Genomic DNA, 24,686 nt, shown 5'->3' with positions numbered 1-24,686 from the left:
CTCAGGCCTTCGGGAACCGCGGCGCCTCGAGCACGCGGTAGTGGTACGTCTGGCGCTCTTCGTGGTCGACGAGCGTCCGGAAGCCCGCCTCCCGCACGACCTCCAGCAGCGAACGGACGATCAGTTCCTTCGCCGTGACGACGTAGGAGACGAGCGGGTCGGCGGGATCCTGCCGGCGGAGCCGGGTGTGGTAGGACTCCGTCTCCTGGACGGGCGCGTGCCACTCCAGCGTCACCCCGAAGGGCTGGATGTCGTGCACGTGGATCCACGCCCCGGGCGGCCACGGGTCGGGCGTGAAGCGGTCGAGGACCGTCGCCGCGAAACCCATCCTGGTCAGTTCCGCCCGCACGGACTCCGCCAGTTCGCGCCAGGACGCGACCGCGTCGTCCGGCGCGCGGAACAGCGGGTTGTCGGCCAGGTGCGCGGCCTTTTCGAAAGCGAAAGGATCGGTCACCCATTCACCCTAACAGAGCCCGGTGGTGGCCGGCGCCGGAACGCGCGGCCACCACCGGGTACTCAATTCGTCACCGATATCCCGCGCCGCGCTGGGCGATCAGGGCTTCCAGGGTTTCGATTTCCTGCCTGCTTTGTTTCAGGTAGTAGACGGCGAAGTCGATCACCGTGCCGTTTTCGAGGGCCTCCCCGAGGAGCGGCAGGCACCGGTCGGTGCACGGGCTCCGTTCGGTGAACAGGCGCTCGATCGCCTTCGTGTCGAATCCCTTGTCCTGGAGCGTTTTGATGATGCGTTCCTCGGCGTGGAGGCCGCTGCCGCTGATCGCGCCGATGTAGCCGTCGCCGAGGACCGGGTCCTTGTACCCGGGGATCTTCGCCACCGAAACGTTGATCTCCGGCCTCCTGAGCAGGCCCGTCGCCCGGCGGAACTCGTAGGCTTTGTCCGCGAGTTCGCTGCCCCAGCGTTCGTACTGGACGGGGTTGAGGCAAAGGCCGCCCGCGGCGGCCGCGCGGAATGCCGCGAACCCGGGAACACAGGCCGCGCCGACCTTGCTGATGAAATTGCGCGCCAGATCACCGAGGGTGTTCCGGACCGCGATGCTCGATAGGAATTCCTCCGAACTCAGCGCGCTCAGCCGGGACGCGAGGAACGTATCGCTCGCGATTCCGGTGACGAACTCCGCGCCGATCGTCAGCTCGATGCCCGCGCCCGCCGCTTCCGCGAGGAAACCGGCTTCGGCGCCGGCGAGGGCGCCGACGAGCGGGGCCGTGCAGATTTCGGCGCAGAAGACGCCGGCGCCGATGATCACCGCGCCCGCGACGATCGTGCCGCCGATCGTCCACCAGCGCTCCGCGTCGGCTTCGTCCTCGGCCTGCTGCTTGGCGTCGGCGATCGCCTTGTTGATGACGTACGTCAGCGCCGGGTTGTACGCGCCCTTCAGGCAGTCGTTGAACGTCTGCTCGCTGTACTGCTTGAGCTGGTTGCAGACCGCGACGTTGCGTTCGGACTCGCCCTTGGGGTCATTGATCAACCGGGTCGCGCGCGCCACGCAGTCGTCGTGGGCCGGGCCCGCGGGGACGGCGTTGCAGGCGTTGTTGACGTCGTCGGCGAACTTCTTCTTGGCGGCGTCGATCTCCTGGTTGGCCTTGGCGATCGCCTTGTCGCGGGCGTCGTTCGCGGCCGTGACGGCGGCGTCGGCGTCCTTGCCGGCGTCGATCGCGTCCTGGTACGCCTGGTGCGCGGCCTGGATGGCGCTCTGCGCGTACTGGGCCGCCACGTTGGCCGAGTGCCGCGCCGACATGGCCGACTGCGAAGCCCGGACCGCCGCCTGCGAAGCGCGGGCCGCGGCCTCCTGCGCGGTGACGGCCGACTCGTACGCCTTCTGCGCCGACTGCCGGGCATCCTCCGCCGACTGCGCGGCCCGCGTCGCCGCCGCGATGGCCGCGTCGGCGTGGGCGGTGGCCTGCCGTGCGTACTCGGCCGCCTGGTCCGCGGCGTGGCGGGCGTTGGCGGCGACGGACTGGGCCGTGGCCGCGTTCTTGGACGCCGTCGCCGCGACCGAAGTCGCTTCCGCGACGAGCCCGGCGACGACCGCGTTGTGCGCCGCCGACTCCCGGTCGTGCCGGGCGGCGACGTACTGGCCGTTGAGCCGGTACATGCGGACCATGTCGGGCGGGCCGGCCAGTGCCGCCTGGGCCAGCATCCGGGCCTCGGGCCCGGTCGCGGTGTTGGCGATCAGCTGGTTCAGCGCGAGGCGGTCGTCCTTCTCCCGGGCGAGGTTCTGCCCGGTGTCGAGGAACTGCCGGTACGCGGCCACCGTCGCGGCGTCGAGCGCCTTCTGCGCCTCGGAGACGACGACGGCGTTGCTCTCGGCGCGCGCGGCGGCCTGGACCTGGTTGACCTGGATCCGCAGGTCATTGCCTTCGGTGGGGTAGTCCGGCGACGCGAGGAACCGCTTGACGTCGGCGTCGCTGCCCGCGAGCGCCTGCTGCCCGGCGGCCTTCTTGGCCGCGTTCGCGTCGGCGATGAGCTCCTGCAGGGTTTCGCGGTCGTCGAGCGCGGCCGCCTGGCCGATGCCGGTGCGGACGAACTCCCGGACCTCGCGGTCGGCTCCGGCCAGCGCGCCTTCGGCGGCCGACTTCGTCCACGGTCCGCCGGTGGCCAGCAGGCGCAGCGCGATCTTCCGGCCGTCGAGGACGGCCAGGGCCGGATCGGTGCCCGGGGCGTTCGCCTCCGCGAGCAGCCGGGTGGTTTCGGCGTCGCGCTGGGCTTCCTGCGCCGCGTTCCACTTGCGGGTCAGGCCCAGCCGGTCCTGGACGCCGAGAGCCTGCTGCGCGGCCTCGGTGGCCTGGTCGGCCTGCAGCGCGAGCCGGTCCTCGTCGGCCTTGCGGGCGGCGGTGTAGATCCGGTTCGCCTGGTTGGCCGAGTCGACCGCGATCTGCGCGGCGGCGCTCGCCGCGTTCGCGTGCTCGGTCGCGAGCTGGGCCGCCTGTTCGGCGCCGACCGCGTGTTCGGCCGCGTCCTTGGCCGCCGCGGCGGCGACGGCGGCGTCCACCGCGGCCCGGGACGCCAGTTCCCGCGCCTGCGCCGCGGCATCGGCCGCTTCGTCCGCGTACGCGCGGGCAGAGGCCGCGGCCCGGTTCGCCCGGTCGGCTTGCCGCTGTGCGGTCGCCGCCGCGGCTTCGGCCTCGTGGGCGTCGGCGCCGGCGTTCTTCGCCCACTTGACGGCTTCACGCGCCGCCGCGGCCGAGTTCGACGCGTTCTGCCCGGCCGAGTTCGCGGCGTCGATCGCCTCGCGGGCGTGGCCCAGCGCGGTCTTCGCCTGGTCGATCGCGTCGACGGCCTGCTGCGCGCTGGTCGACGCCGCGGCCGCGTCGATGGCGGCCTTCGAGGCGTCGCCGGCCTTGCCGCGGTCGACGCGGGCGGCGGCGGCCGCGTTCCACGCGGCGCTCGAGGCCTGCCCGGCCTTCGCCGCCGCGGCGGCCGCCCGCGTCGCGGCGTTGGCGGCGACACGCGCCGCCGACGTCGCCGCGTTGGCCGCGCCGATCGCCGTGACCGCGGCGTTCGCGGCTCGGTCGGCCGCCGACGCGGCCCGGCCGGCCGCTTCGGCCGCACCGGCGGCGTTGTCCTTCGCCGCTTCCGCGGCCTGGGCGGCGAGTTCGCTCGCCTGCCGCGCCAGGTCGGCTTCCTTCAGCGCGCGGTCGGCGGCGTTCTTCGCCTCCTGGGTTTCCTGCGCGGCCTGGGCGCCGGCGATCTTCGCCGCGTCGACCAGTTGCTGGATGCTCGCGGTCTCCTGGTCGCGGGCGGCCGCGACCTCCCAGTCGCGGTCGATGAACAGCCGCAGCCGGTTCGGGGTCCCGTCGTCCAGCGCGTCCTGCGCCGCGGCCTTCGCCTCGGGGCCGCTGATGGCGAGGATCTGGTTGACCCGCACGCGCAGGTCGGTCGCCTCGGCGCGGGCCGACGTCGTGTCCAGGAACTGGTGGAGTGCCTCGAAAGTCCCGTTGTCCAGCGCGGCCTGCGCGGCCTTTTTGACCTCCGGACCGCCCGCGGCCATGATCTGGTTGACGCGGACGCGCAGGTCGGTGACCGACGCGGACGCCCACCCGTCGTTCAGGAACTCGCGCAGCGCGGCCGGATCGCCGTCGGCGGCGTCGAGCGCCTGCTGCGCCTTGGTCTTCACGGCCGGCCCGCCGGCCGCGAGGATCTGGTTCACCGACAGCCGGTCGTCCAGCGCGGCGAGGCGGCCCAGCTTGTCGTTCAGGAACGCCTCGACGTCGGCGTCCGAGCCGATCAGCGCCTTTTCGGCTTCGGCCTTGACCTGCGAGCCGGCGCTGCGCCAGACGGTGAGCACCTTGGCGCGCGGGGAGAGCGGCGCACCGGCGGCCGCCGTGGTGGCGGCGGCCCGGGGGACCGCGGCCGGCGCCGCGGCCGCCTGCTGCACGGTTTGTGCGGTCAGTGCGGCCACCATCGCGACGATCAGGCCGCCGCGCCGGAGCCGCTGGAGTCTCTTCACCGGTCTCATGGCTCTCTTTCGCGAACGCGCACCGGCGCCACACCGTCCGGTGCTCGGGTGGAGGGAAACGGCCGGAAGAAAGCTCAGGCGAGCGGCGAAGAATCGCGATACGTCGATCGGGCAGCACAAAGCCGGGCACGAAGCGCGAACATCCGGAAATCCCCCTCAGCGGAACACCTGTGAGTTTCCGCCCGACAGCGACCTTAACAGCGCGAAGATCACCGAAGCAGGAGGCAAAAGGGGGTGATCGGGGTCACATTCGCGGCAAAAGAACGCGCCGGCTTGGTCCGGCCGGGTCAGTCCTTGCCGTTGCCGCCGCCGGACGTCGCCGGCGTGATCAGCACGACGCGATCGTCGCTCGAGACCGGGGTGCCGCCGTCCTTGTTGACCGTGCCGGCCACCGCGAGCTGCGGGTTGATCATGCTCATCCCGGCGAGCCGCCCGAACGTCGCCGGCGGCTTGCCGGTCTTGCCGTCGAGGCTCACCGTCGGCTTGCCGCTGACCGCGCCCTCGGCCGTCACCGGCAGGTTCTGCAGGTTCCCGGCCAGCGACGTCCCGACCGACACCGAGCCGTTGGCGTCGACGAAGTCCGCACAGCCCGCGACGCCCGGCTTTTCCGGCCACGTCCACGCCGGCGTCGTCAGCGGCTGCCCGGCCTGCACGCGGTAGAGGGCGTCCTTGTCGGCGAGCCGGTCGGTGACCCAGACGCGGCCGCCGTCGGCGGAGGCGCACAACCCGCCGGGGGCGTGCAGGCCGGCCGCCACCACGAGCGCGCCGTTCGGGTTGCCCGCCGCGGCCTTGCCCGACGTGTCGATCCGCAGGACCTTGCCCGCCAGCGAACCGGCGTCGGCCGCGGCGTTCGGGTTGCCCGCGTCGCCGGTCGCGACGAGCAGCGCGCCACGGTTGTCGGCGCCGATCGTGCCGCGGTTGCCGGTCGCGCCCTTCGGGATGCCGGTGAGCACCGGCTTCGGCGCCTGGCCCTTCGCGAAGCGCACGACGCGGTTGTCCGTCGCCGTCGTGACGTAGGCGAACACGAGCTGGTCCTCGACGTAGGACGGCGAGAGCGCGAGCCCGGTCAGGCCGCCGTCGCCGGCCGCCTGGACGTCGAGCTTCGCGAAGTCCGTCGCGTCCTTGCCCGCCGTCGCGAGCAGCACGCGGCCGCTCTTGCGCTCGCCCGCCAGGGCGCTCGGCGTGGAGCCGTCACCGGGCAGGCCGGCCACCGCGGCGACGGTGTCCAGGCAGGTCGCGATCACCGAGGGGTCGAAGTCCTTGCAGCCCTGGGGCGGCGGCACCGGCGTCGCCGACTGGCCGGGCCGCGCCTGCTTGCCGTCGCCGCCGGAGTCCGCGCCGGGGCCCTGGACCTCGGGCGGCGACTCGGGGCTGGGGACGGGTGCGGGGCTGAACGTCTGGCCCGCCGCGGTGTCGTCGAACCGCGCGCACCCGGCGGGCAGCAGGACGCCGCAGGCCAGGATCGCCAGCAGGGCCGACCGGTACCGGGTTCGCATGATCGCCCAGCCTAGGACCCGCCGCGTGAACCATGGGTGAGTACTCCTCGATTACGTTGGGGATCATGACGCTGACCGTGCTGGTGCCCGACGACGAGGGCATGTCCGTGCTCGCCGAGGTCCCGCGGGTCCTGCCCGTGCGCTACCAGTGGGGCGAGCCGGTGCCGCCGGAGGCCGCGAAGGCCGAGGTGCTCATCCCCGGCAAGCACCCGCCGGGCGAGCAGCTGTGGCGCACGCTGCCGAGCCTGAGGCTGATCCAGCTGCTGTCCGCCGGCGCCGAGGACTGGGTCGGCAAGGTGCCCGACGGCGTCCTGCTTTCCACCTGCCGCGGCGCGCACGGCGGGAGCACCGCCGAGTGGGTCGTCGCCGTGCTGCTGTCGCTCTACCGGAAGCTGGACGCCTTCGCCGCCGCCCGGCGCGACGGCCGGTGGGAGCGGCAGACCGCCGAAACGCTGCAGGGCAAGCGCGTGCTCATCATCGGCGCCGGCGACCTCGGGCGGCACCTGCGGCGACGGCTCGAGCCGTTCGAGGCGCGGTGCACGATGGTCGGGATGACCGCGCGGGAGGGCATCCACGGCGTGCGCGAGCTGCCCGCGCTGCTCGGCCTGCACGACGTCGTGGTGCTGATGGTGCCGCTGACCTCGCGCACCCGCGGGATGGTCAACGCGGAGTTCCTCGCCGAAATGCGCGACGGCGCGGTGCTGGTCAACGCCGCCCGCGGCCCCGTCGTCGTCACCGACGCCCTGGTCGCCGAACTGGCCACGGGCCGGCTGCGCGCCGCCCTCGACGTCACCGACCCCGAGCCGCCGCCCGCCGGGCACCCGCTGTGGACGGTGCCGGGCCTGGTGCTGACCCCGCACGTCGGCGGGGCCGTGCGCGGGGTGCGGGGCCGTTCGTACGCCGTCGCGGCGGCGGAAATCGCCCGGTACGCCGGGGGAGAGCTGCCGGACAACCTCGTGCACGGGGAGTACTGAACCGTGAGATTCGCTACTCTTCGCGCGTGAGCAGTGGAGACGAGTTTTCGCAGCAGCCCACCAGCCTCCTCTCGGGTGTCGAGGACGACGGGGCCGACGACGCCCCGCGCCAGGGCGGTCTGGGTCTCGGCCTGCTGGTCCTGCGGCTCGCGCTCGGCGTGACCATGGGGGCGCACGGCCTGCAGCACCTGTTCGGCCTCTTCGGCGGGCCGGGCATCGGCGGGTTCGCGCGGGTGCTGGAGACGTTCGGCTACCACAAGCAGACGACGCTGCTGTCGTGGATCACCGGCATCACCGAACTCGGCGGCGGGGTGCTGGTGGTGGTCGGGCTGTTCACGCCGCTGGCCGCGGCGGGCCTGCTCGGCGTCGCCGCGAACGCGGTGTACGCGAAGTTCCACGGCGGGTTCTTCGAGGGCCAGGGGCAGGGGTTCGAGTTCGAGCTGCTGCTCGGGGCGGCGGCGCTGAGCCTGCTGTTCACCGGATCCGGGCCGATTTCGCTGGAGCGGAACACGCCGTGGCGGAAGCGGCCGTTGCCGCTGGGACTGGTTTCGCTGCTGCTCGCCGCGGCGGCGGCCGTGGTGGTCATCGTTCTGACGCGGTAGCCGCGGCTGGGCACGACTCGGCGGCGCAGAACGACCCTGGGGCAACAACGCCTCTGGGGACAACTCGGTCACGAGCACGCAGCCTGTGGACAACCCGGCTGCGCGGCCCGGAATTGTCAGTGCCCGCCGGTAACGTTGAAACCGGGGGTCCCCCTCACGCGCGCGGGGGTTGGGCGTCCGGCTCGAAAACCGTAAAGGCCACCGCGGGGGACTCCCCACGGTGGCCTTCACGAAGCTGTCCAGAGACCTACTTGTTCACGTCCCGAACCGCGCCCGTATCGGCCGACGTGGCCATCCGGGCGTACGCGCGCAAAGCCGCCGTCACGGGGCGCTGGCGGTCCTTCGGCTGCCACGGGCGCTCGGAGGCCTCCATCTTCGCGCGGCGCTCGGCCAGCACCGACTCGTCCACCAGCAGCTCGAGGCGTCGCTCGTGGATGTCCAGGAGGATCCGGTCGCCGTTCTCCACCAGGCCGATCAGGCCGCCCGCCGCCGCCTCCGGGGAGATGTGGCCCACGGAAATGCCGGACGAGCCGCCGGAGAAGCGGCCGTCGGTGATCAGGGCGCACTTCTTGCCCAGGCCCGACCCCTTGAGGAACGCCGTCGGGTGCAGCATCTCCTGCATGCCCGGGCCGCCCGCCGGACCCTCGTAGCGGATGACCAGCACCTCGCCCGGCTGGATCTCCTTCTTGAGGATCGCCGACACCGCCTCCTCCTGGCTCTCCAGCACCCGCGCCGGGCCCTCGAAGTGCCACAGGTCCTCGTCGATGCCCGCGGCCTTGATCACCGCGCCGTTCTCGGCGAGGTTGCCGCGCAGGATCGCCAGGCCGCCGTCCTTCGTGTACGCGTGCTCGACGTCGCGGATGCAGCCGCCCGCCGCGTCCGTGTCCAGTGACGACCAGCGGTTCGACGTCGAGAACGCTTCCGTCGTGCGGACCCCGCCCGGCGCCGCGTGGAACAGCTCGAGCGCAACAGCTGAGGGCGACGAAGCCCGGATGTCCCAGGCGGAAAGCCAAGAGTCGAGGTCGCGGGAGTGCACGGACCACACGTCGGTGTTCAGCAGCCCGCCGCGGTACAGCTCACCGAGGATCGCCGGGATGCCGCCGGCCCGGTGGACGTCCTCCATGTGGTAGTCGGAGTTCGGCGCCACCTTCGACAGGCACGGCACGCGCCGGCCGATCGCGTCGATGTCGGAGATCGTGAAGTCGACCTCGCCCTCCTGGGCGGCGGCGAGGATGTGCAGCACCGTGTTCGTCGAGCCGCCCATCGCCATGTCGAGCGCCATCGCGTTCTCGAACGCCGCCTTGGACGCGATCGAGCGCGGCAGCACCGAGGCGTCGTCCTCTTCGTACCAGCGGCGGCACAGCTCGACGACCGTGCGCCCGGCCTCTTCGAACAGCGCGCGGCGCGCGGCGTGCGTCGCCAGCGTCGAGCCGTTGCCCGGCAGCGAAAGACCCAGCGCCTCGGTGAGGCAGTTCATCGAGTTCGCGGTGAACATGCCGGAGCACGAACCACACGTCGGGCAGGCGGACCGCTCGACGACGTCCAGCCCGTCGTCGTCGACCTCGCTGCTCGCCGACGCCGCGATCGCGGTGATCAGGTCGGTCGGGGCCTGCGCGACGCCGCCCACGACGACGGCCTTGCCGGCCTCCATCGGGCCGCCGGAGACGAACACGACCGGGATGTTCAGCCGCATCGCGGCGTTGAGCATGCCGGGGGTGATCTTGTCGCAGTTGGAGATGCACACCAACGCGTCGGCCTGGTGCGCGTTGACCATGTACTCCACCGAGTCGGCGATGATCTCGCGCGAGGGCAGCGAGTAGAGCATGCCCGAGTGGCCCATCGCGATGCCGTCGTCGACGGCGATGGTGTGGAACTCGCGCGCGACGCCGCCGGCTTCCTTGACCGCGCCGGCGACGATCTCGCCGAGGTCCTTCAGGTGCACGTGGCCGGGCACGAACTGGGTGTAGGAGTTGGCGATCGCCACGATCGGCTTGCCGAAGTCGCTGTCGGTCATGCCGGTGGCGCGCCAGAGCGAGCGCGCGCCCGCCGCGTTGCGGCCGTGGGTGGTGGTCCGGGAACGGAGAGGCGGCACGGCGAACTCCCAGGTCGGATGGTGGGCCAGGCGGAGGTTCGGAACGCTCCGGCGAAACTGGTCCTACCAATTTAGCCCTCCGGGCCGGGCCCGTGTGCCGTGGGGCTACTCGCTGGCCGAGGTCTCCGGCTTGCCGGGCTTGATGTCCTCGGGGTCCAGCAGGCCGCTCGGGTCCGCCACCAGACCTTCGCTGACCAGCGACAGCACCGGCAGGTGCCGCGTGCGGACCGTCGGCAGCGGCACCTTCGTGTCGTCCTTGAGCACCGCCTGCACCCGCGACTTCTTGGTGATCGCCAGCCCCTTCAACGCCGACCACGGGACGTCCCGGTGGCCGAACACCGTCCGGACCGCCAGGCCTTCGCGGGTCGCGACGGTGCGGGTGCGGATCACGAACACCGCCAGCGCGATCGGGAAGAGGTAGAGCCACTGCAGGTACGGGATCTCGCCGAGGGCGATCGGCGTCACGCAGATCGTCAGGAGGGCGATCGCCATGAACGACGTGCGGGGGATGCGGAAGACGGCTTTCCGGCCCTCGTCCTGCTCTTTTTCGGCCACCCGGAAATGGTGCACCGCCGCGCGGACCGGCCCGGACCCGGGTCGGGCAGGGGTGACGTGCGCCGCGTGCGTGTCCAGCATGCGGAATCGCCGTCCCGCAGAGTTGACACCCGCCCGGCGTTCGGTCTAGCGTCATCGCCGTGACACCGCTGACCGGCCTCGTACTTCCCAAGCGCGTCGACGCTTAGGGAAGACTTTCCGCTGCGTCGACGCGCGACCCTCGTGCGACCTTACGGTCGGCGAGGGTTTTTTGTTGCCCAAGGGAAGAGATTCCCGGCCCCACCGCACAAAACCGACCCGAACGAGTGACACCGAGACCCACGAGGCAGACCCGATGACCAGTGCCACAAATCCGACGAAGCCGGGTCCCACACCCGGCGCGCCCGGCGCACGTCCGAAGCCGGCGCCACCGGCGGGAACCCCGGTGCGCGTCACCGGCGCCCAGTCGCTCGTGCGTTCGCTCGAGGCGGTCGGCGCCGAGGTGGTCTTCGGGATCCCCGGCGGCACCATCCTGCCCGCCTACGACCCGCTGCTCGACTCGACGAAGGTCCGCCACGTCCTGGTCCGCCACGAACAGGGCGCGGGCCACGCGGCCACCGGCTACGCGCAGGCCACCGGCAAGGTCGGCGTCTGCATGGCCACCTCCGGTCCGGGCGCGACCAACCTGGTCACCCCGCTCGCCGACGCGAACATGGACTCCGTCCCGGTCGTGGCCATCACCGGCCAGCAGTCCCGGGCGCTGATCGGCACTGACGCGTTCCAGGAAGCCGACATCTGCGGCATCACCATGCCGATCACCAAGCACAACTTCCTCGTCACGGACCCGGCGGACATCCCGCGGACCATCGCCGAGGCGTTCCACCTGGCGTCCACGGGCCGACCCGGCCCGGTCCTGGTGGACATCCCCAAGGACGTGCTGCAGGAGATGACCTCGTTCTCCTGGCCGACCGAGCTGCGGCTGCCGGGCTACCGCCCCACGCTGCGCCCGCACGGCAAGCAGGTCCGCGAAGCCGCGAAGCTGATCGCGAAGTCGCGTCGCCCGGTGCTCTACGTCGGCGGTGGCGTGATCAAGGCGGAGGCGCACGCGCAGCTCAAGCAGCTCGCCGAGCTGACGAACATCCCCGTCGTCACCACGCTGATGGCGCGCGGCGCGTTCCCCGACTCGCACCCGCAGCACCTCGGCATGCCGGGCATGCACGGCTCGGTCGCCGCCGTCGCCGCGATGCAGCGCGCCGACCTGCTGATCGCCCTCGGCGCCCGGTTCGACGACCGCGTCACCGGCCAGCTGGAGTCGTTCGCGCCGGACGCCGCGGTCGTGCACGCCGACATCGACCCGGCCGAGATCTCCAAGAACCGCAAGGCCGACGTCCCGATCGTGGGCGACTGCAAGGAGATCATCGGCGAGCTGATCACCGCCGTGCAGACGGAGTTCGAGCACGGCGGCAAGCCCGACCTGACCGACTGGTGGACCCAGGCCGACGACTGGCGCAAGACCTACCCGGCCGGCTACGAGTGGCCCGACGACGGTTCGCTGTCGCCGCAGTACGTCATCGAGCGGATCGGCGAGATCGTCGGCCCCGACGCGGTGTACGCCGCCGGTGTCGGCCAGCACCAGATGTGGGCCGCGCAGTTCGTCAAGTACGAGAACCCGCGCACCTGGATCAACTCCGGCGGCCTCGGCACCATGGGGTACGCGGTGCCCGCCGCGATGGGCGCGCAGTTCGGCGTCCCGGACAAGCAGGTCTGGGCGATCGACGGCGACGGCTGCTTCCAGATGACCAACCAGGAGCTGGCCACCTGCGCCATCGAGGGCGCGCCGATCAAGGTCGCCGTGATCAACAACGGCAACCTCGGCATGGTCCGGCAGTGGCAGAACCTGTTCTACTCCGAGCGGTACTCCAACACCGACCTCGGCACGCACAAGCACCGCATCCCGGACTTCGTGCTGCTGGCCGAGGCGCTGGGCTGCGCCGGGCTGCGGTGCGAGACCCGCGAAGACGTCGACGCCACCATCCGCCGCGCGATGGAGATCAACGACCGCCCCGTCGTGATCGACTTCGTCGTGGGGAAGGATGCCCAGGTGTGGCCGATGGTCGCGGCCGGCACCGGCAACGACGAGATCATGGCGGTCCGGGGCATCCGGCCGCTGTTCGACGACGACGAGGTTTCGGTCGAGACGACCGAGGCCGCCGCGGAAGCCGCTGGGGAGGGTGAGCGCTGAGATGAGCGTCCACACGCTGAGTGTCCTGGTCGAGAACAAGCCCGGTGTGCTCGCGCGCGTCTCGGGCCTGTTCTCCCGCCGCGGGTTCAACATCGAGTCCCTCGCCGTCGGGCCCACGGAGAACCCCGAGGTGTCCCGGATGACGATCGTGGTCGCCGTGGAAGAGCTACCGCTCGAACAGGTGACCAAACAGCTCAACAAGCTGGTCAACGTGATCAAGATCGTCGAGCTGGAGCAGTCGACCGCCGTGCAGCGCGAACTACTGCTGGTCAAGGTCCGCGCCGACAACACCGTGCGCAGCCAGGTCCTCGAAACCGTCCAGCTCTTCCGTGCGAAGGTGGTGGACGTGTCCCCGGAGGCGCTCACCGTCGAGGCGACCGGGACGTCGGACAAGATCGGTGCCCTGCTGCGGATGCTGGAGCCGTATGGCATCCGCGAGCTCGTGCAGTCCGGCATGGTCGCGGTGGGCCGTGGCGCCCGTTCGATCACGGCCACTTCACCGCGATAAAGAAGTCTTTGTAAGTCAGGAAAGGAAGCAGTAACCCCCATGGCAGTGGAAATCTTCTACGACGACGACGCCGACCTCTCGATCATCCAGGGGCGCAAGGTCGCTGTCATCGGCTACGGCAGCCAGGGCCACGCCCACTCGCTGAGCCTGCGCGACTCCGGCGTCGACGTCCGCATCGGCCTGCCCGAGGGGTCCAAGTCGCGGGCGAAGGCCGAGGAGCAGGGCCTGCGCGTGCTCACCCCGGCCGAGGCGTCGGCCGAGGCCGACCTGATCATGATCCTGGCGCCGGACACGAAGCAGCGCTTCATCTACGAGCAGGACATCGCGCCGAACCTCAAGGACGGCGACGCGATCTTCTTCGGGCACGGCTTCAACATCCGCTACGACCTCATCAAGCCGCCGGCCAACGTCGACGTCGCGATGGTCGCCCCGAAGGGCCCGGGCCACCTGGTCCGCCGCCAGTTCGTCGACGGCAAGGGCGTCCCGGCGCTCATCGCCGTCGAGCAGGACGCCTCCGGCAACGCCCAGGCGCTCGCCCTCTCCTACGCGGCCGCCATCGGTGGCGCCCGCGCCGGCGTCATCAAGACGACGTTCACCGAGGAGACCGAGACCGACCTCTTCGGCGAGCAGGCCGTGCTCTGCGGTGGCGCGTCCGCGCTGGTGCAGACCGGGTTCGAGGTGCTCACCGAGGCCGGCTACGCCCCGGAGATCGCCTACTTCGAGGTGCTGCACGAGCTGAAGCTGATCGTCGACCTGATGTACGAGGGCGGCATCGCGCGCCAGCGCTACTCGATCTCCGACACCGCCGAGTACGGCGACCTGACCCGCGGCCCGCGCGTCATCTCGCCGGCGGTCAAGGAGGAGATGAAGAAGATCCTCGGCGAGATCCAGGACGGCACGTTCGCCCGCGAATGGGTCGCCGAGGACGAGGCAGGCCGGCCGAACTTCACCAAGCTCGAGGAGCAGGGCAACCAGCACCCGATCGAGGCGACCGGCAAGAAGCTGCGCGACCTGATGTCGTGGGTGGACCGGCCGATCACCGAGACCGCCTGACCTTCTTTTCGGCAACACGGTTCCCGCAAGACGCCGAAGGGGACGCCCGTGCCGGGCGTCCCCTTCGGCGTCTCGTTACGCTGGCCGCATGACCGATGACAAGGCGCACATCCGGCACCACCTGGACCTTTCGCGGGCCGAGTGGATCCGGGGTGAACCTGCGGGCGTCACCCTCGACGAGGTTGTCGAGTACGCCTTCGTGCCGCACACCGATGGCGTCACCTACGTCGCGATGCGGAAGTCGACGGATCCCGAGGGCGTGGTCCTGGTCTTCACGCCTTCGGAATGGGACGCGTTCCTCAAGGGCGTCCAGGACGGCGAGTTCGACCTGCCCGAAGCCTAGGAAAGCTTCGCGGCCAGCTCGGGGATCCGCCCGAGGTCACCGGCGATGCCGAGGTGGTCGCCGTAGTCGCGGGATTCGACGATCAGGCCGTCGCGCACGCGCATCGAGAAGATGTTGGCGATCCGCACCGGACGGCCGTCGTAGCTGCCCTGGTAGGCGAACTCACCGATCAGCACCTCCGGGTCGGTGCCCTGGTAGGTGACCAGGTCCGCGACGGCGAACCCCGGGTTCAGCGCCTTGCCCGCCGCGAAGTGGGCCCGCAGCTCGCCGCGGGTGCGCACCACGTCGGAGCCCGGCAGGAACGGGTGCGTGACGTGCGTTTCCCCGGCGTACAGCTCCGGCAGCTCGTCCCAGCGTCCGCCCGCGACGCCGTGCACGAGCCGTTCGAACACGGTTCCGGCGCTTTCCGGGGTGACCGGGGAAAGCTCGCGCGGCGGCGCCTGTTCGTAGGCCTTGACGAGCTGGCCGACCCCGTCGCGGATCGCCGCGAGCCGCAGGTAGTCGTGGTAGTCGCGGGAATGGACGATCAGGCCGTCGCGGACGCGCAGCACCTGGATGTTGGCCGTCGTGGTCGTCCGGCCGGTCTCGACCGACTCGGCGTCGTAGTCGTATTCCGCGACGATCACCTCGGGGTCGGTCGTCTCGTGGACGACGACGTTCTTGCGCTTGAGGCGCAGCGCTCCCGCGAGGGCGCCGGCGAAGCGCTCGTGGACCGCCGCGCGGCCGGTGAGGCGGGTCGGGCGCGGCACGGCCTGGGGGTGTTCGACGACGGTGTCCTCGGCGTAGAGCGCGGAAAGCTCACCGAACCGTCCTTCGCTGATGCCGTCGGACAGGGCGGCGAACACGTCGCGGGGTGTGGTCATGGGTCCTCCCAGAAGGCAAAACGGAGTCTGTAGTCCGCCTGAGACGATACGGACTACAGACTCCGGTTGTCTACCGGGTGCGCAGCAGGTCCCGCGCGGCCGGCTGCCCGCACACCTCCGCCCACTTCTCCGGGGTGCTGTGGAAGATCGCGTCCCGGGCTTCGAGGTCGGCGCCGTTCTCGACGAGGACGTCGATCGCGTCCAGGTGCCCGGACTGCGCCGCGAGGTGCAGGGCCGTGACGCCTTCGCCGTGGTTCGGGCCGCCGAACGTGCCGGCGTGGTTCACGTCGGCGCCGAGGTCGAGGAGCGTCCGGATCGCGGTGACCCGCCCGGTCGCCGCCGCCCAGGCCAAGGCCGTCCCGCGGTAGACGTCGGCGTCCGGCCGGGCGCCGCGCGCGACGAGGGTGCGCAAGGCGCCGGCACGGTCGTTGCGCGCGGCCCAGGCCAGGGCTTCGTTCTTGACTTCGGCGGGGTCGTCCGCCGGCTGCCACCGCGGGAAGCCGCTGTGCGGGCGGTAGAAGCCGCGGTGAGCTCCGGCGGCCGGGTGGCCCGGCGTCAGCAGTTCCTCGAGGAGGTCGGTGTCGCCCAGCCCGGCCGCGACGCGCAGGTTGCCGGGCGCCCGGCTGTGGTCCGCGAGCTTCTCCGCGGCTTCGTGGTGACCCCAGAACAGGGCGACGACCAGGGGAGTGCCGCCGTCACCGCGAGCGGAGACGTCGACCGGCGCGCCGGCGTCGAGCAGCTGGTCGAGCAGGAGCGGGAGGTTGCGGTAGGCGGCCTGGTGCAACGGCGTCCAGCCGTGGACGTTGCCGCGGCCCGGGTCCGCGCCGTGGTCGAGCAGCACGCGGGTCAGCCGTTCGTCGCAGGTGGCGCCGGCCATACCGAGCAGGTCGTTGCCGTTGGTGCCGCGGGCGGTGACGAGGCCGGGGAACTCGGCGAGCAGCTCGCCGAGCCCGTCGACGTCCCGCGCCTCGATCGCCCGGTACGCGCGGGCGAACGGTTCACCACTGTCCACAAGCGACTTGACGTGCTCGCGGAGTGCTTTCCAGGAACCGAAACCGTGCTCCCGGGCGACGACCACCCGGGCGCCGTCCCGGGTGAGCGGCTGACCCCACCGGTCGAACGGCTCCCGCGCGCCGGGCGTCTCGTCTTCGGCGGAGGCGAGGAGGCCGAGCGCGCGCTCGGCGTAGTAGTGGACGTCCTGGTGGTACGGGTGCTGCAGGCTTTCGCCGTGTTCGGTGACGCGCCGGACGTACGCCTGCAGCTTCGGCCAGCTCGGGAAGCCGTGGTCCCGGGCGATCCGGAACTGTGCTTCCGACAGCTTCACGGCTTCGGCGCGCGCGAGGTCCTTCGCGCGCTTGCGCAGCTGGTCCAGGCTGGGTTTCGCGGGCAACGTGCCCATGGTGCCTCCTTCCCTCGTCGCCCGTGGTCCGCCGGCACCGGGCAGGAAGAAGGTGCGGAGCTGGTGGTGCGGTGCTGCGGGGGTGGGCTCGGCCCTTTCCGCGGACGGGGCGCGGCCCTCACCGCGCCCCGTCACCCTACGCCGACGTGATCGAAGGGGCATCACCCGTGATTCCCGTCAGGACACGGGTGATGCCGCGCTGATCACGGGAGGAGGTCCGCCAGGCGGCGGTAGGACTTCTCCGTGCGGGCCAGGACCTGGACGCAGACGTGGTCGGCGCCCGCGTCGAGGTGGGCCCGGATCCGGTCGGCCGCCGCCTGCTCGCCGGTCGCGACCAGGGCGTCGACCAGGCGGTCGCTGCCGCCGTCGGCCAGGTCGGCGTCGGTGAAGCCGAGCCGGCGGAGGTTGGCCTGGTGGTGCGGGGCCTGCCGGACGTACAGGTCCACGTGCTCCCGCGCCGCGTCCCGCGCGTCCGAAGGCGAAGCGTCCAGGATCACCGCCTGCTCGACCGCCAGGTACTTGCCGGCACCGAGCCGTTCCCGGGCCACCGCGGTGTGTTCCGGCGGGACGAAGTACGGGTGGGCGCCGTCGGCCCGGTCGGCGGCCAGGTCCAGGACCCGGGGACCGAGCGCCGCGAGCAGCCGCCGCGGCCGGGGTGACGGCGGTGGCAGGCCCGGCAGGGCGGCGGCGTCCATCCCGTCCAGGTACTCGCGGATCGCTGCCAGGGGCCGCGCGCCGGGAAAGTGCCCGCCGAGGCCGACGGTGAACCGGCCCGGGTACGCCTCGCCGAGCGCCCGCGTCGCCGCTTCCGCCGTGATCGGCGCGCGGCGGTCGAACCGCGCGATCCCGGTGGCCACGGTGATGCGGGAGGTCGCCGCCAGGATCAGCGCCGCCTGCGTGAACGCGTCCCGCCCGGCGTACTCGCCGAACCAGAGCGCGTCGAAGCCGAATTCCTCCACCTCGGCGGCCGTTTCGCGCACCACGCCGATCGGGGCGCCGTCGAAGAACCGCCAAATCCCGACGCTCATCGGGTCACCTCCGGGGCCAGCTCGGCCAGTAGGTCCACTGTGGATTCGAAAGTGGCCGCCGACGGGGTCAGCAGCACGTGGTCCGCGCCCGCGTCGAGCAGCTCGGCCAGCCGTTTCGCGATGGTTCCCGCGTCGCCCCACAGCACGAGGTTGTCGACGAACGCGTCGCTCGGCCCGGTGATGTCGGCTTCGGTGTAGCCGAGCCGTTTCCAGCCCGCGATGTAGCCCTTCACGTGGTGTTCGCGCGAAAGGGCCACGCGCCGCCGGACGTCGGCCCTGGCGTCCTCGCGGGTGCCGAGCACCACCGTCTGCTGGGGGATCAGCAGCTTGTCCGGCCCGAGGATTTCGCGGGCGTACGGCGTGTGCGAAACCGGCTGGGCGAACGGGTGCGCGCCGTCGGCGTGGTCGCGGGACAGGGCCAGCATCCTCGGCCCGACCGCGGCCAGGACGCGCGGGAACGCCACCGGCACCGGGTTTTCCGCCGCAACGGCGTCCATTTCGGACAGATAGGCGCGCATCCGGTCGATCGGCCGGTACTCCTCGCCGTGCTTCGCCGCCTGGAACGCGTGCCCGATGCCGATGCCGAGCACGAAGCGGCCGGGATGGGCCCGGGCGAGGGTGATGCCGCCCTTCTCGGCGGTCCGCCCGGGCCGTGCCCAGACGTTGGCGATGCCGGCGCCCAGCACGACGTCCGGCACCGAGGCGAGCAGGTCGCCGAACTGGGCGAACAGCTCGCGCGTGCCGGAGGCTTCGCCGCTCCAGATCGAGCGGTAGCCGAGCTCGGCGAGCCGCCGGGTGGCCGCGCGCTCGACGTCCGGCGGCGGAGCCATGGGGACGCTCGGCAGCCAGGCGCCGACCGCGCCGAGCCGCGCGCGGGTGTCTTCGATCAAGGTCATCCTCGAGTCCCTCCAGTAATGTGAGGCTGCCTCCGGTTACTGTACGGAGGCAGCCTCCGATTGGCTACCCGGTAGGCTCGGAAGGGCGATGACCGAAGTCAAGCCGATGCGCGCGGACGCCCGCCGCAACTACGAGCGCCTCCTCGAAGAGGCGCAACGCGCCTTCGCCGAACACGGCGTCGAGGCGTCGCTGGAAGACGTCGCGCGCCGCGCCGGGGTCGGCATCGGCACGCTCTACCGGCACTTCCCGACGCGGGACGCGCTGCTCGAGACGCTCCTGCGGGCCCGGTTCGACGCCCAGGCCGAGCGGGCGCGCGAACTGCTCACCCACCCGGAGCCGCTGAACGCGCTGCAGACGTGGCTGGCCGGGCTCGGCGACGCCACCGGCACCTTCCGCGGCCTCGTCGAACTCACGGCCGACGCGCTCGACGACGAATCGTCCCGGTTGTACGCGTCGTGCCACGAGATGCGCGAGGCCGGTTCCCATCTGGTGGAACGTGCGAAGCGCGAAGGCGAACTGCGCCAGGACGTCACGACGCACGAGCTGCTTTTGTTGCTGCACGCGGCATCCTGGGCGGGTGGGCACCTGCCCGCCCCGGGAGGCATGCAGCGCCTCCTGGCTCTTGTTTTCGAGGGATTACGGGCGAGTTAACACCGTGGGAAGCCAGGGGGCGGCCCAGCGGGTTAAACTCCGGCTCGACCGGGGCACAACGACGTGCTGAGACCGTCTGTCGACACAGAGCGTCCTGGAAATGACCAGATAGTGGGAGCCGCATCGTGAGCAAGCCCAACAAACCCGTCGTTCTCATCGCGGAGAAGCTCGCCCCCTCCGTGCTGAGCGTCTTCGGTGACGAGGTGGAGGTCCGGCACGTCGACGGTACGGACCGGTCCGCGCTGCTCGAGGCGGTGAAGAGCGCCGACGCGCTCCTGGTCCGGTCCGCCACCCAGGTGGACGCCGAAGTCCTCGGCGCCACGACCCAGCTCAAGGTCGTCGCCCGCGCCGGCGTCGGGCTGGACAACGTCGAGGTGCCCGCCGCCACCGAGCGCGGCGTCCTGGTCGTCAACGCGCCGACGTCGAACATCGTCTCCGCCGCCGAGCACGCCGTCGCCCTGCTGCTGTCGGTCGCGCGCCGCGTCCCGGCCGCCAGCCAGAGCCTCCGCGGCGGCGAGTGGAAGCGCAGCTCGTTCTCCGGCGTCGAGCTCCAGGGCAAGACCATCGGCGTGGTCGGCCTCGGCAAGATCGGGCAGCTGTTCGCCCAGCGCCTCGCCGCCTTCGACACCAAGCTCATCGCGTACGACCCCTACGTCTCGGCCGCGCGCGCCGCGCAGCTCGGCATCGAGCTCGTCACCCTCGACGAACTCCTCTCGCGCGCCGACGCCATCTCCATCCACCTGCCGAAGACGCCGGAGACCAAGGGCCTCATCGACGCCGAGGCGCTGAAGAAGACCAAGCCGGGCGTCATCATCGTGAACGCCGCCCGCGGCGGGCTGATCGTCGAGGAGGACCTGGCCGACGCGCTGCGCTCGGGCCACGTCGGCGGCGCCGGCATCGACGTGTTCGTCACCGAGCCGACCACGTCCAGCCCGCTGTTCGAGCTGGACAACGTCGTCGTGACGCCGCACCTGGGCGCGTCGACGGCCGAGGCGCAGGACCGCGCGGGCACCGACGTCGCGAAGTCGGTGCTGCTGGCCCTGCGCGGCGACTTCGTGCCGGACGCGGTGAACGTCTCCGGCGGCGGCGCGGTCGGCGAGCACGTCCGCCCGTACCTGTCGCTGACCCAGAAGCTCGGCACGCTGCTCACCGCCTTGAACCCGAAGGCGCCGACGTCGGTGACCGTGCAGGTCAAGGGCGAGATCTCCAACGAGGACACCGGCGTGCTGCAGCTGGCCGCGCTGCGCGGGGTGTTCACCGGCGTGGTCGAAGACCAGGTCACCTTCGTCAACGCGCCGCAGCTGGCGGAGAAGCTGGGCGTGCAGGTCGAGCTGGAGACCGAGTCGGAGAGCCCGAAGTTCCGCAGCCTGGTCACGGTGCGCGCGGTGCACTCCGACGGCGCGGTGCTGACCGTGTCCGGTTCGGTCACCGGCCTGGACGAGGTCGAGAAGCTGGTCGAGGTCAACGGCCGCGGCTTCGACCTGCGTGCCGAAGGCACCGTCCTGCTGGTCGAGTACGGCGACCGCCCGGGCGTGATGGGCCGCGTCGGCACGCTGCTCGGCGAAGCCGGCATCAACATCGAGGCCGCGCAGATCAGCCAGACCACCGACGGCTCCGACGCGGTGATGCTGCTGCGCGTCGACCGCCACATCGACTCGCACCTGCTCGACCCGATCGGTGCTTCGGTCGGCGCGCACACGATCCGTGCCGTCGACTTCAACTGACGTAACACTTTCGAGGGCCCCCTGTCACCCGGCAGGGGGCCTTCGTGCGCAATTACATTCACATAACGGACTTCTTTGCCTACGGAAGTAGGTGTTTTGGGGCATTAGGTTCTCCCCGCGAGGTCGAACCACGCGCCGTCGAGGGCACGGCGCTGTGCCGCGCTTCACCGTCGGGGGTGCCAGGAGCGGCAGGCAGGTTCGGGTCCAGACCTCGAGTAAGGGGCCGACTCATGAGCAGATCCCGCTTACCCGCTCGCGCCACGACGGCGGCCTTCGCCGTGGTGCTGGCCGCCGCGCTGGGCGCGCCGGCCGCGAGTGCGGCGGACGCTCCGCTCGCCGACGGGGTCACGCCGGCGAAGATCGACGACGCGAAGCTGCAGGGCAAGCTCTCGCCGCGGCTGGGCGCCGCGCAGGGCCGTGTCACCGCGTTCGTCGAGCTGGCCAAGAAGCCCGCCGTCGACGCGTTCACCTCGGCGCAGCCCCAGGGCAAGGAGGCTGCCAAGCGCGCCGCCAGGGCCGCGAAGGACGACACCTCGGCCGCGGTGAACTCGGTCCTCGGCCAGCTGCGCGCGGCCGACGCGAAGCCGCAGGTCGTCACCCAGACCGCCAACGCCGTTCCCGGCGTGGTCGTCACGGCCGACGCCGCGAAGCTGCGTGAAGTCGCGAAGCGGGCGGACGTCGTCGCGGTGCGCACGGTCGTCCCGAAGACCCGCACCAACGCCAGCGCCGAGCAGCTGACCAACACCCTCGCCGCCTGGCAGCAGACCGGCAAGTTCGGCGACGGCGTCCGCGTCGGCGTCATCGACGACGGCATCGACTACACCCACGCCGACTTCGGCGGCCCCGGCACGCAGGCCGCCTACAACGGCGTCGACCGGACCAAGCCGACCCCGCTGTTCCCGAGCGCCAAGGTGGTCGGCGGCACCGACCTCGTCGGCGACGACTACGACGCCGCGACGGCCGGCAAGACCACCCCGAAGCCCGACCCGAACCCCCTCGCCTGCGGTGAGCACGGGACGCACGTGGCCGGCACCATCGGCGGCTTCGGCGTCACCGCCGACGGCAAGACCTTCAAGGGCGACTACAAGAAGCTCACGGCCAAGAAGGTCGACGAGATGCAGATCGGCCCGGGCACGGCGCCGAAGTCGCTGCTCTACGCCATCAAGGTGTTCGGCTGCGCGGGCTCGACGAACGTCACCTCGCAGGCCCTCGACTGGGCACTCGACCCGGACGGCGACGGCGACTTCACCGACCACCTCGACATCGTCAACCTCTCGCTCGGCTCCGACTTCGGCGCGCCGGACGACCCGGACTCGCTGTTCGTGCGCAAGCTCGCCGCGAACAACGTGCTCCCGGTGATCTCCGCGGGCAACGGCGGTGACATCAACGACGTCGCCGGCTCCCCGGGCAACACCCCCGAGGCGCTCACCGTCGCCAGCACGCGCGACGCGGGCATCCTGCGCGACGCCGCCGAGGTCAAGGCGCCGGCGACCGCCGCGGGGCAGAAGACCGGGCAGTACAGCCAGAACTACACCGGCTACGACAACCTCGACCTGACCGCCCCGGTTGTCGCGCTGTCTCCGGCGAACGCCGCGGGCTGTGCGCCCTACTCGGCCGAGGACAAGGCGAAGGCCGCCGGCAAGTTCGTCTTCCTGGAGTGGGACGACAACGACTCGACCCGCGCCTGCGGTTCGGCCGCGCGCGCCAACAACGCGCAGGCCGCCGGGGCGAAGGGCGCGCTGCTTTCGTCCACTTTGGAGCACTTCAGCGCGGGCATCGCGGGCAACGCGGCGATCCCGATGTTCCAGTTCACCGGCTCCGCCACCAAGACGCTGCGCGCGGCGCTGACCGCGGGCACGCTGCAGGTCCGGCTCTACGGCGCCGGGCGCGCCTCGATCCAGACCTACGACAAGACGATCGTGGACACCCCGAGCTCGTTCACCTCGCGCGGCACCCGCGGCCCGGCCGTCAAGCCGGACGTCGCCGCCCCCGGTGACACGATCACCTCGGCGTTCCGCGGCAGCGGCAACGGCCGGACCGTGCTCTCGGGCACCTCGATGGCCGCCCCGCACACCGCGGGCATCACGGCGCTGGTCCGCCAGTCCCACCCGGACTGGTCGGTCGAGGAGGTCAAGGCCTCGGTCATCGACACCGCGGGCCACGACGTCACCGACGGCGCGGGCCACACCTACGCGCCGCAGCGGGTCGGCAGCGGCCGGATCGACGCCAAGGCGGCGCTGGACAACCAGGTGCTCGCCTACGTCGTCGACGACCCGGGCACGGTGAGCGTCAGCTTCGGCACGGTCGAGGCTTCCGGGCCGGTGACCCTGTCGAAGACGATCAAGCTGGTCAACAAGGGCGTCACGCCGGCCGAGTACACCGTGGCCTACCAGGCGGTCAACGCGCTGCCGGGCGTCGAGTACACAGTGGACAAGCCGACGGTGAAGCTGACCCCGCGCGGCACCGCCAAGGTGAAGGTGACGCTGAAGATCACCGACCCGAAGGCGCTGCGCAAGGTCATGGACCCGACCATGCAGGCCACCCAGGCCGGCCTGGCTCGGCAGTTCGTCGCCGACGCATCCGGGCGCGTCGCGTTCACCCCGGTGAGCGGGGCCAAGGTGCCGCTGCGGGTCTCGGTCTACGCCGCGCCGAAGCCGGTGTCGACGATTTCGACCCCGCCGTCGGTGAAGTTCGCCCCGGACGCCACCCAGGCCGTGCTCAACCTGACCGGCAAGGGCGTCGACCAGGGCGCCGGCGCGCAGCGGTACCGCTCGCTGATCAGCGTGCTCGAGCTGCAGGCGGAGTCCCCGCAGCTGCCCGAGTGCGACGCGGACGTCGTCACCGACTGCACGGTGAACAAGACGGCCAAGGGCGGCGACCTCCGCTACATCGGCGCGGCGTCCACCGCTCCGCTGGCGAAGGCGCAGGGCGAGCCGGAGAACGCGATCCTCGCGTTCGGTCTGTCCACCTGGGGCGACTGGGCGAACATCGGCAGCAACACCTCGCCGTTCGTCGACATCGACACCACCGGGGACGGGACGCCGGACTTCGAGACCTACGTGACCAAGGCGACGTCCACCGACGTCCTGCTGGCCGTCACGGTCGCGCTGACCCCGGGCTTCCCGCAGGTCGACGTCCAGGCCGTCAACGGCCAGCTCGGCGACGTCGACACGAACGTGTTCGACACGAACGTGGTCACGCTGCCGGTCTCGCTGGCCGCGCTCGGCATCGACGCGAACGCCGACAGCCACCGCATCTCCTACACGGTGGGGGTGAGCGGTTTCTACGTCGCGCCGGGTACGACGAACGGGCTGATCGACTACGTCGGCACGCCGCTTTCGTTCGACGCGCTCGCGCCGGGCTACGCGGTCCAGGGCGGCGGCGACGCCGCGCTCGGCTACGTCGCGAAACCGGGAACGGCGCTGGTCGTGACGCGGAACGCGGCGTCGGCCGCGGCCGACAAGGCACTCGGGCTGCTCGCCATCGAGCACCACAACGCCGCGGGCAACCGGGCGAACGTGGTCAAGGTGGACGCGGCCCAGGGCGCCCGGCCGGGGAACGACCGTCAGCCGATCGGGGCCGGCGGCCGGTAAGTCCGGGCAAGATCGATTCGTGCAGGACCAGGGGCGTCTCCGGCGGGTTTCCGCCGGGGGCGCCCTTCTGGCATTCACCCGATTGGGTGTCTCACCCTGCGGGAGGATGCGGCATAAGGGTGGTGCGGCTACGGCCGTTTGTCTACGGCCGGTAACCTTCCGGCTGCTGGCGTTTTGTTGCGGTGGGCCATCGGTGCGGCCGGTGGTCCGGT

18 protein-coding genes are annotated in these 24,686 nt (G+C 71.7%); 9 read left to right on the top strand and 9 right to left on the bottom strand.

Going from position 1 to position 24,686, the window contains the following annotated elements:
- Position 1: 1 nt before the first annotated feature.
- The 3 genes from ACH54P_RS20515 to ACH54P_RS20505 form a co-directional block, all read right to left on the bottom strand.
- Complete coding sequence (locus ACH54P_RS20515) at positions 2-454, bottom strand: hypothetical protein (protein ID WP_489915059.1); 453 nt, start codon at positions 452-454, stop codon at positions 2-4.
- Positions 455-524: 70 nt separating this feature from the next.
- A complete protein-coding gene (locus tag ACH54P_RS20510; RefSeq protein WP_489915057.1) occupies positions 525-4,466 on the bottom strand; it encodes a nucleic acid/nucleotide deaminase domain-containing protein in 3,942 nt (1,313 codons plus the stop codon).
- 296 nt (positions 4,467-4,762) lie between these two features.
- Positions 4,763-5,971 carry a PQQ-dependent sugar dehydrogenase gene (locus tag ACH54P_RS20505; RefSeq protein WP_489915055.1) on the bottom strand — a complete coding sequence of 403 codons (1,209 nt, stop codon included), beginning with the start codon at positions 5,969-5,971 and terminating at the stop codon, positions 4,763-4,765.
- 65 nt (positions 5,972-6,036) lie between these two features.
- On the opposite strand from ACH54P_RS20505, the gene ACH54P_RS20500 reads away from it, so the two are divergent.
- Positions 6,037-6,945, top strand: a complete 909-nt coding sequence (locus tag ACH54P_RS20500) for a 2-hydroxyacid dehydrogenase (protein ID WP_489915053.1) — start codon at positions 6,037-6,039, stop codon at positions 6,943-6,945.
- 26 nt (positions 6,946-6,971) lie between these two features.
- Positions 6,972-7,547 (top strand): DoxX family membrane protein, encoded by a 576-nt coding sequence (locus tag ACH54P_RS20495; RefSeq protein ID WP_489915052.1) that lies wholly within the window; start codon positions 6,972-6,974, stop codon positions 7,545-7,547.
- A gap of 247 nt (positions 7,548-7,794) precedes the next feature.
- Here ACH54P_RS20495 and ilvD read toward each other — a convergent pair whose 3' ends face one another.
- Both ilvD and ACH54P_RS20485 read right to left on the bottom strand, forming a co-directional pair.
- The gene (ilvD, locus tag ACH54P_RS20490; protein ID WP_489915050.1) at positions 7,795-9,639 is read right to left on the bottom strand and encodes a dihydroxy-acid dehydratase; all 1,845 of its coding nucleotides are present in this window, start codon (positions 9,637-9,639) and stop codon (positions 7,795-7,797) included.
- A 105-nt stretch (positions 9,640-9,744) separates the two neighbouring features.
- Positions 9,745-10,194: a PH domain-containing protein gene (locus tag ACH54P_RS20485; RefSeq protein WP_489915048.1), complete on the bottom strand. Its 450-nt coding sequence runs from the start codon at positions 10,192-10,194 to the stop codon at positions 9,745-9,747.
- A 424-nt stretch (positions 10,195-10,618) separates the two neighbouring features.
- Here ACH54P_RS20485 and ACH54P_RS20480 point away from each other — a divergent pair, with 424 nt between their 5' ends.
- The 4 genes from ACH54P_RS20480 (at position 10,619) to ACH54P_RS20465 (ending at position 14,319) form a co-directional block, all read left to right on the top strand.
- Positions 10,619-12,415: an acetolactate synthase large subunit gene (locus ACH54P_RS20480; RefSeq protein ID WP_489915046.1), complete on the top strand. Its 1,797-nt coding sequence runs from the start codon at positions 10,619-10,621 to the stop codon at positions 12,413-12,415.
- 1 nt (position 12,416) lies between these two features.
- Positions 12,417-12,923 carry an acetolactate synthase small subunit gene (gene ilvN, locus ACH54P_RS20475; protein ID WP_003080760.1) on the top strand — a complete coding sequence of 169 codons (507 nt, stop codon included), beginning with the start codon at positions 12,417-12,419 and terminating at the stop codon, positions 12,921-12,923.
- 39 nt (positions 12,924-12,962) lie between these two features.
- Complete coding sequence (ilvC, locus tag ACH54P_RS20470) at positions 12,963-13,976, top strand: ketol-acid reductoisomerase (protein WP_013223583.1); 1,014 nt, start codon at positions 12,963-12,965, stop codon at positions 13,974-13,976.
- An 88-nt stretch (positions 13,977-14,064) separates the two neighbouring features.
- Positions 14,065-14,319, top strand: coding sequence for a DUF397 domain-containing protein (locus ACH54P_RS20465; protein ID WP_489915043.1), 255 nt, complete (start codon positions 14,065-14,067; stop codon positions 14,317-14,319).
- On the opposite strand, the gene ACH54P_RS20460 is transcribed toward ACH54P_RS20465, so the two are convergent.
- The 4 genes from ACH54P_RS20460 to ACH54P_RS20445 all read right to left on the bottom strand — a co-directional run bounded on the left by ACH54P_RS20460 (position 14,316) and on the right by ACH54P_RS20445 (position 18,505).
- Complete coding sequence (locus tag ACH54P_RS20460; RefSeq protein ID WP_489915041.1) at positions 14,316-15,182, bottom strand: nuclear transport factor 2 family protein; 867 nt, start codon at positions 15,180-15,182, stop codon at positions 14,316-14,318. The two genes, ACH54P_RS20465 and ACH54P_RS20460, sit on opposite strands and share 4 nt — an antisense overlap.
- Before the next feature lie 70 nt (positions 15,183-15,252).
- A complete protein-coding gene (locus ACH54P_RS20455; protein ID WP_489915039.1) occupies positions 15,253-16,581 on the bottom strand; it encodes an ankyrin repeat domain-containing protein in 1,329 nt (442 codons plus the stop codon).
- Between the two features lie 203 nt (positions 16,582-16,784).
- The gene (locus ACH54P_RS20450) at positions 16,785-17,609 is read right to left on the bottom strand and encodes a TIGR03620 family F420-dependent LLM class oxidoreductase (protein ID WP_489915038.1); all 825 of its coding nucleotides are present in this window, start codon (positions 17,607-17,609) and stop codon (positions 16,785-16,787) included.
- On the bottom strand, positions 17,606-18,505 hold the full coding sequence (locus ACH54P_RS20445) for a TIGR03620 family F420-dependent LLM class oxidoreductase (protein ID WP_489915036.1): 900 nt from the start codon (positions 18,503-18,505) through the stop codon (positions 17,606-17,608). The genes ACH54P_RS20450 and ACH54P_RS20445 overlap by 4 nt, the downstream gene beginning before the upstream one ends.
- Positions 18,506-18,593: 88 nt before the next feature.
- Between ACH54P_RS20445 and ACH54P_RS20440 the strand changes: the two genes are divergently transcribed.
- The 3 genes from ACH54P_RS20440 to ACH54P_RS20430 all read left to right on the top strand — a co-directional run bounded on the left by ACH54P_RS20440 (position 18,594) and on the right by ACH54P_RS20430 (position 24,474).
- On the top strand, positions 18,594-19,157 hold the full coding sequence (locus ACH54P_RS20440; protein ID WP_489915034.1) for a TetR/AcrR family transcriptional regulator: 564 nt from the start codon (positions 18,594-18,596) through the stop codon (positions 19,155-19,157).
- A gap of 125 nt (positions 19,158-19,282) precedes the next feature.
- Positions 19,283-20,881, top strand: a complete 1,599-nt coding sequence (gene serA / locus ACH54P_RS20435) for a phosphoglycerate dehydrogenase (RefSeq protein ID WP_489915032.1) — start codon at positions 19,283-19,285, stop codon at positions 20,879-20,881.
- Between the two features lie 230 nt (positions 20,882-21,111).
- Positions 21,112-24,474, top strand: a complete 3,363-nt coding sequence (locus ACH54P_RS20430; protein WP_489915030.1) for a S8 family serine peptidase — start codon at positions 21,112-21,114, stop codon at positions 24,472-24,474.
- Positions 24,475-24,686: the final 212 nt, after the last annotated feature.

It is taken from the genome of Amycolatopsis sp. N2S4-7 (assembly GCF_058119595.1).
This window is presented reverse-complemented; position numbering and strand designations above follow the sequence as displayed.

Coding starts and splice junctions, on each gene's coding strand:
- ACH54P_RS20505 (WP_489915055.1), bottom strand. CDS start 5,971: ATGCGAACCCGGTACCGGTCGGCCCTGCTGGCGATCCTGGCCTGCGGC.
- ACH54P_RS20500 (WP_489915053.1), top strand. CDS start 6,037: ATGACGCTGACCGTGCTGGTGCCCGACGACGAGGGCATGTCCGTGCTC.
- ilvN (WP_003080760.1), top strand. CDS start 12,417: ATGAGCGTCCACACGCTGAGTGTCCTGGTCGAGAACAAGCCCGGTGTG.
- ilvC (WP_013223583.1), top strand. CDS start 12,963: ATGGCAGTGGAAATCTTCTACGACGACGACGCCGACCTCTCGATCATC.
- ACH54P_RS20465 (WP_489915043.1), top strand. CDS start 14,065: ATGACCGATGACAAGGCGCACATCCGGCACCACCTGGACCTTTCGCGG.
- ACH54P_RS20460 (WP_489915041.1), bottom strand. CDS start 15,182: ATGACCACACCCCGCGACGTGTTCGCCGCCCTGTCCGACGGCATCAGC.
- ACH54P_RS20455 (WP_489915039.1), bottom strand. CDS start 16,581: ATGGGCACGTTGCCCGCGAAACCCAGCCTGGACCAGCTGCGCAAGCGC.
- ACH54P_RS20450 (WP_489915038.1), bottom strand. CDS start 17,609: ATGAGCGTCGGGATTTGGCGGTTCTTCGACGGCGCCCCGATCGGCGTG.
- ACH54P_RS20445 (WP_489915036.1), bottom strand. CDS start 18,505: ATGACCTTGATCGAAGACACCCGCGCGCGGCTCGGCGCGGTCGGCGCC.
- ACH54P_RS20440 (WP_489915034.1), top strand. CDS start 18,594: ATGACCGAAGTCAAGCCGATGCGCGCGGACGCCCGCCGCAACTACGAG.
- ACH54P_RS20430 (WP_489915030.1), top strand. CDS start 21,112: ATGAGCAGATCCCGCTTACCCGCTCGCGCCACGACGGCGGCCTTCGCC.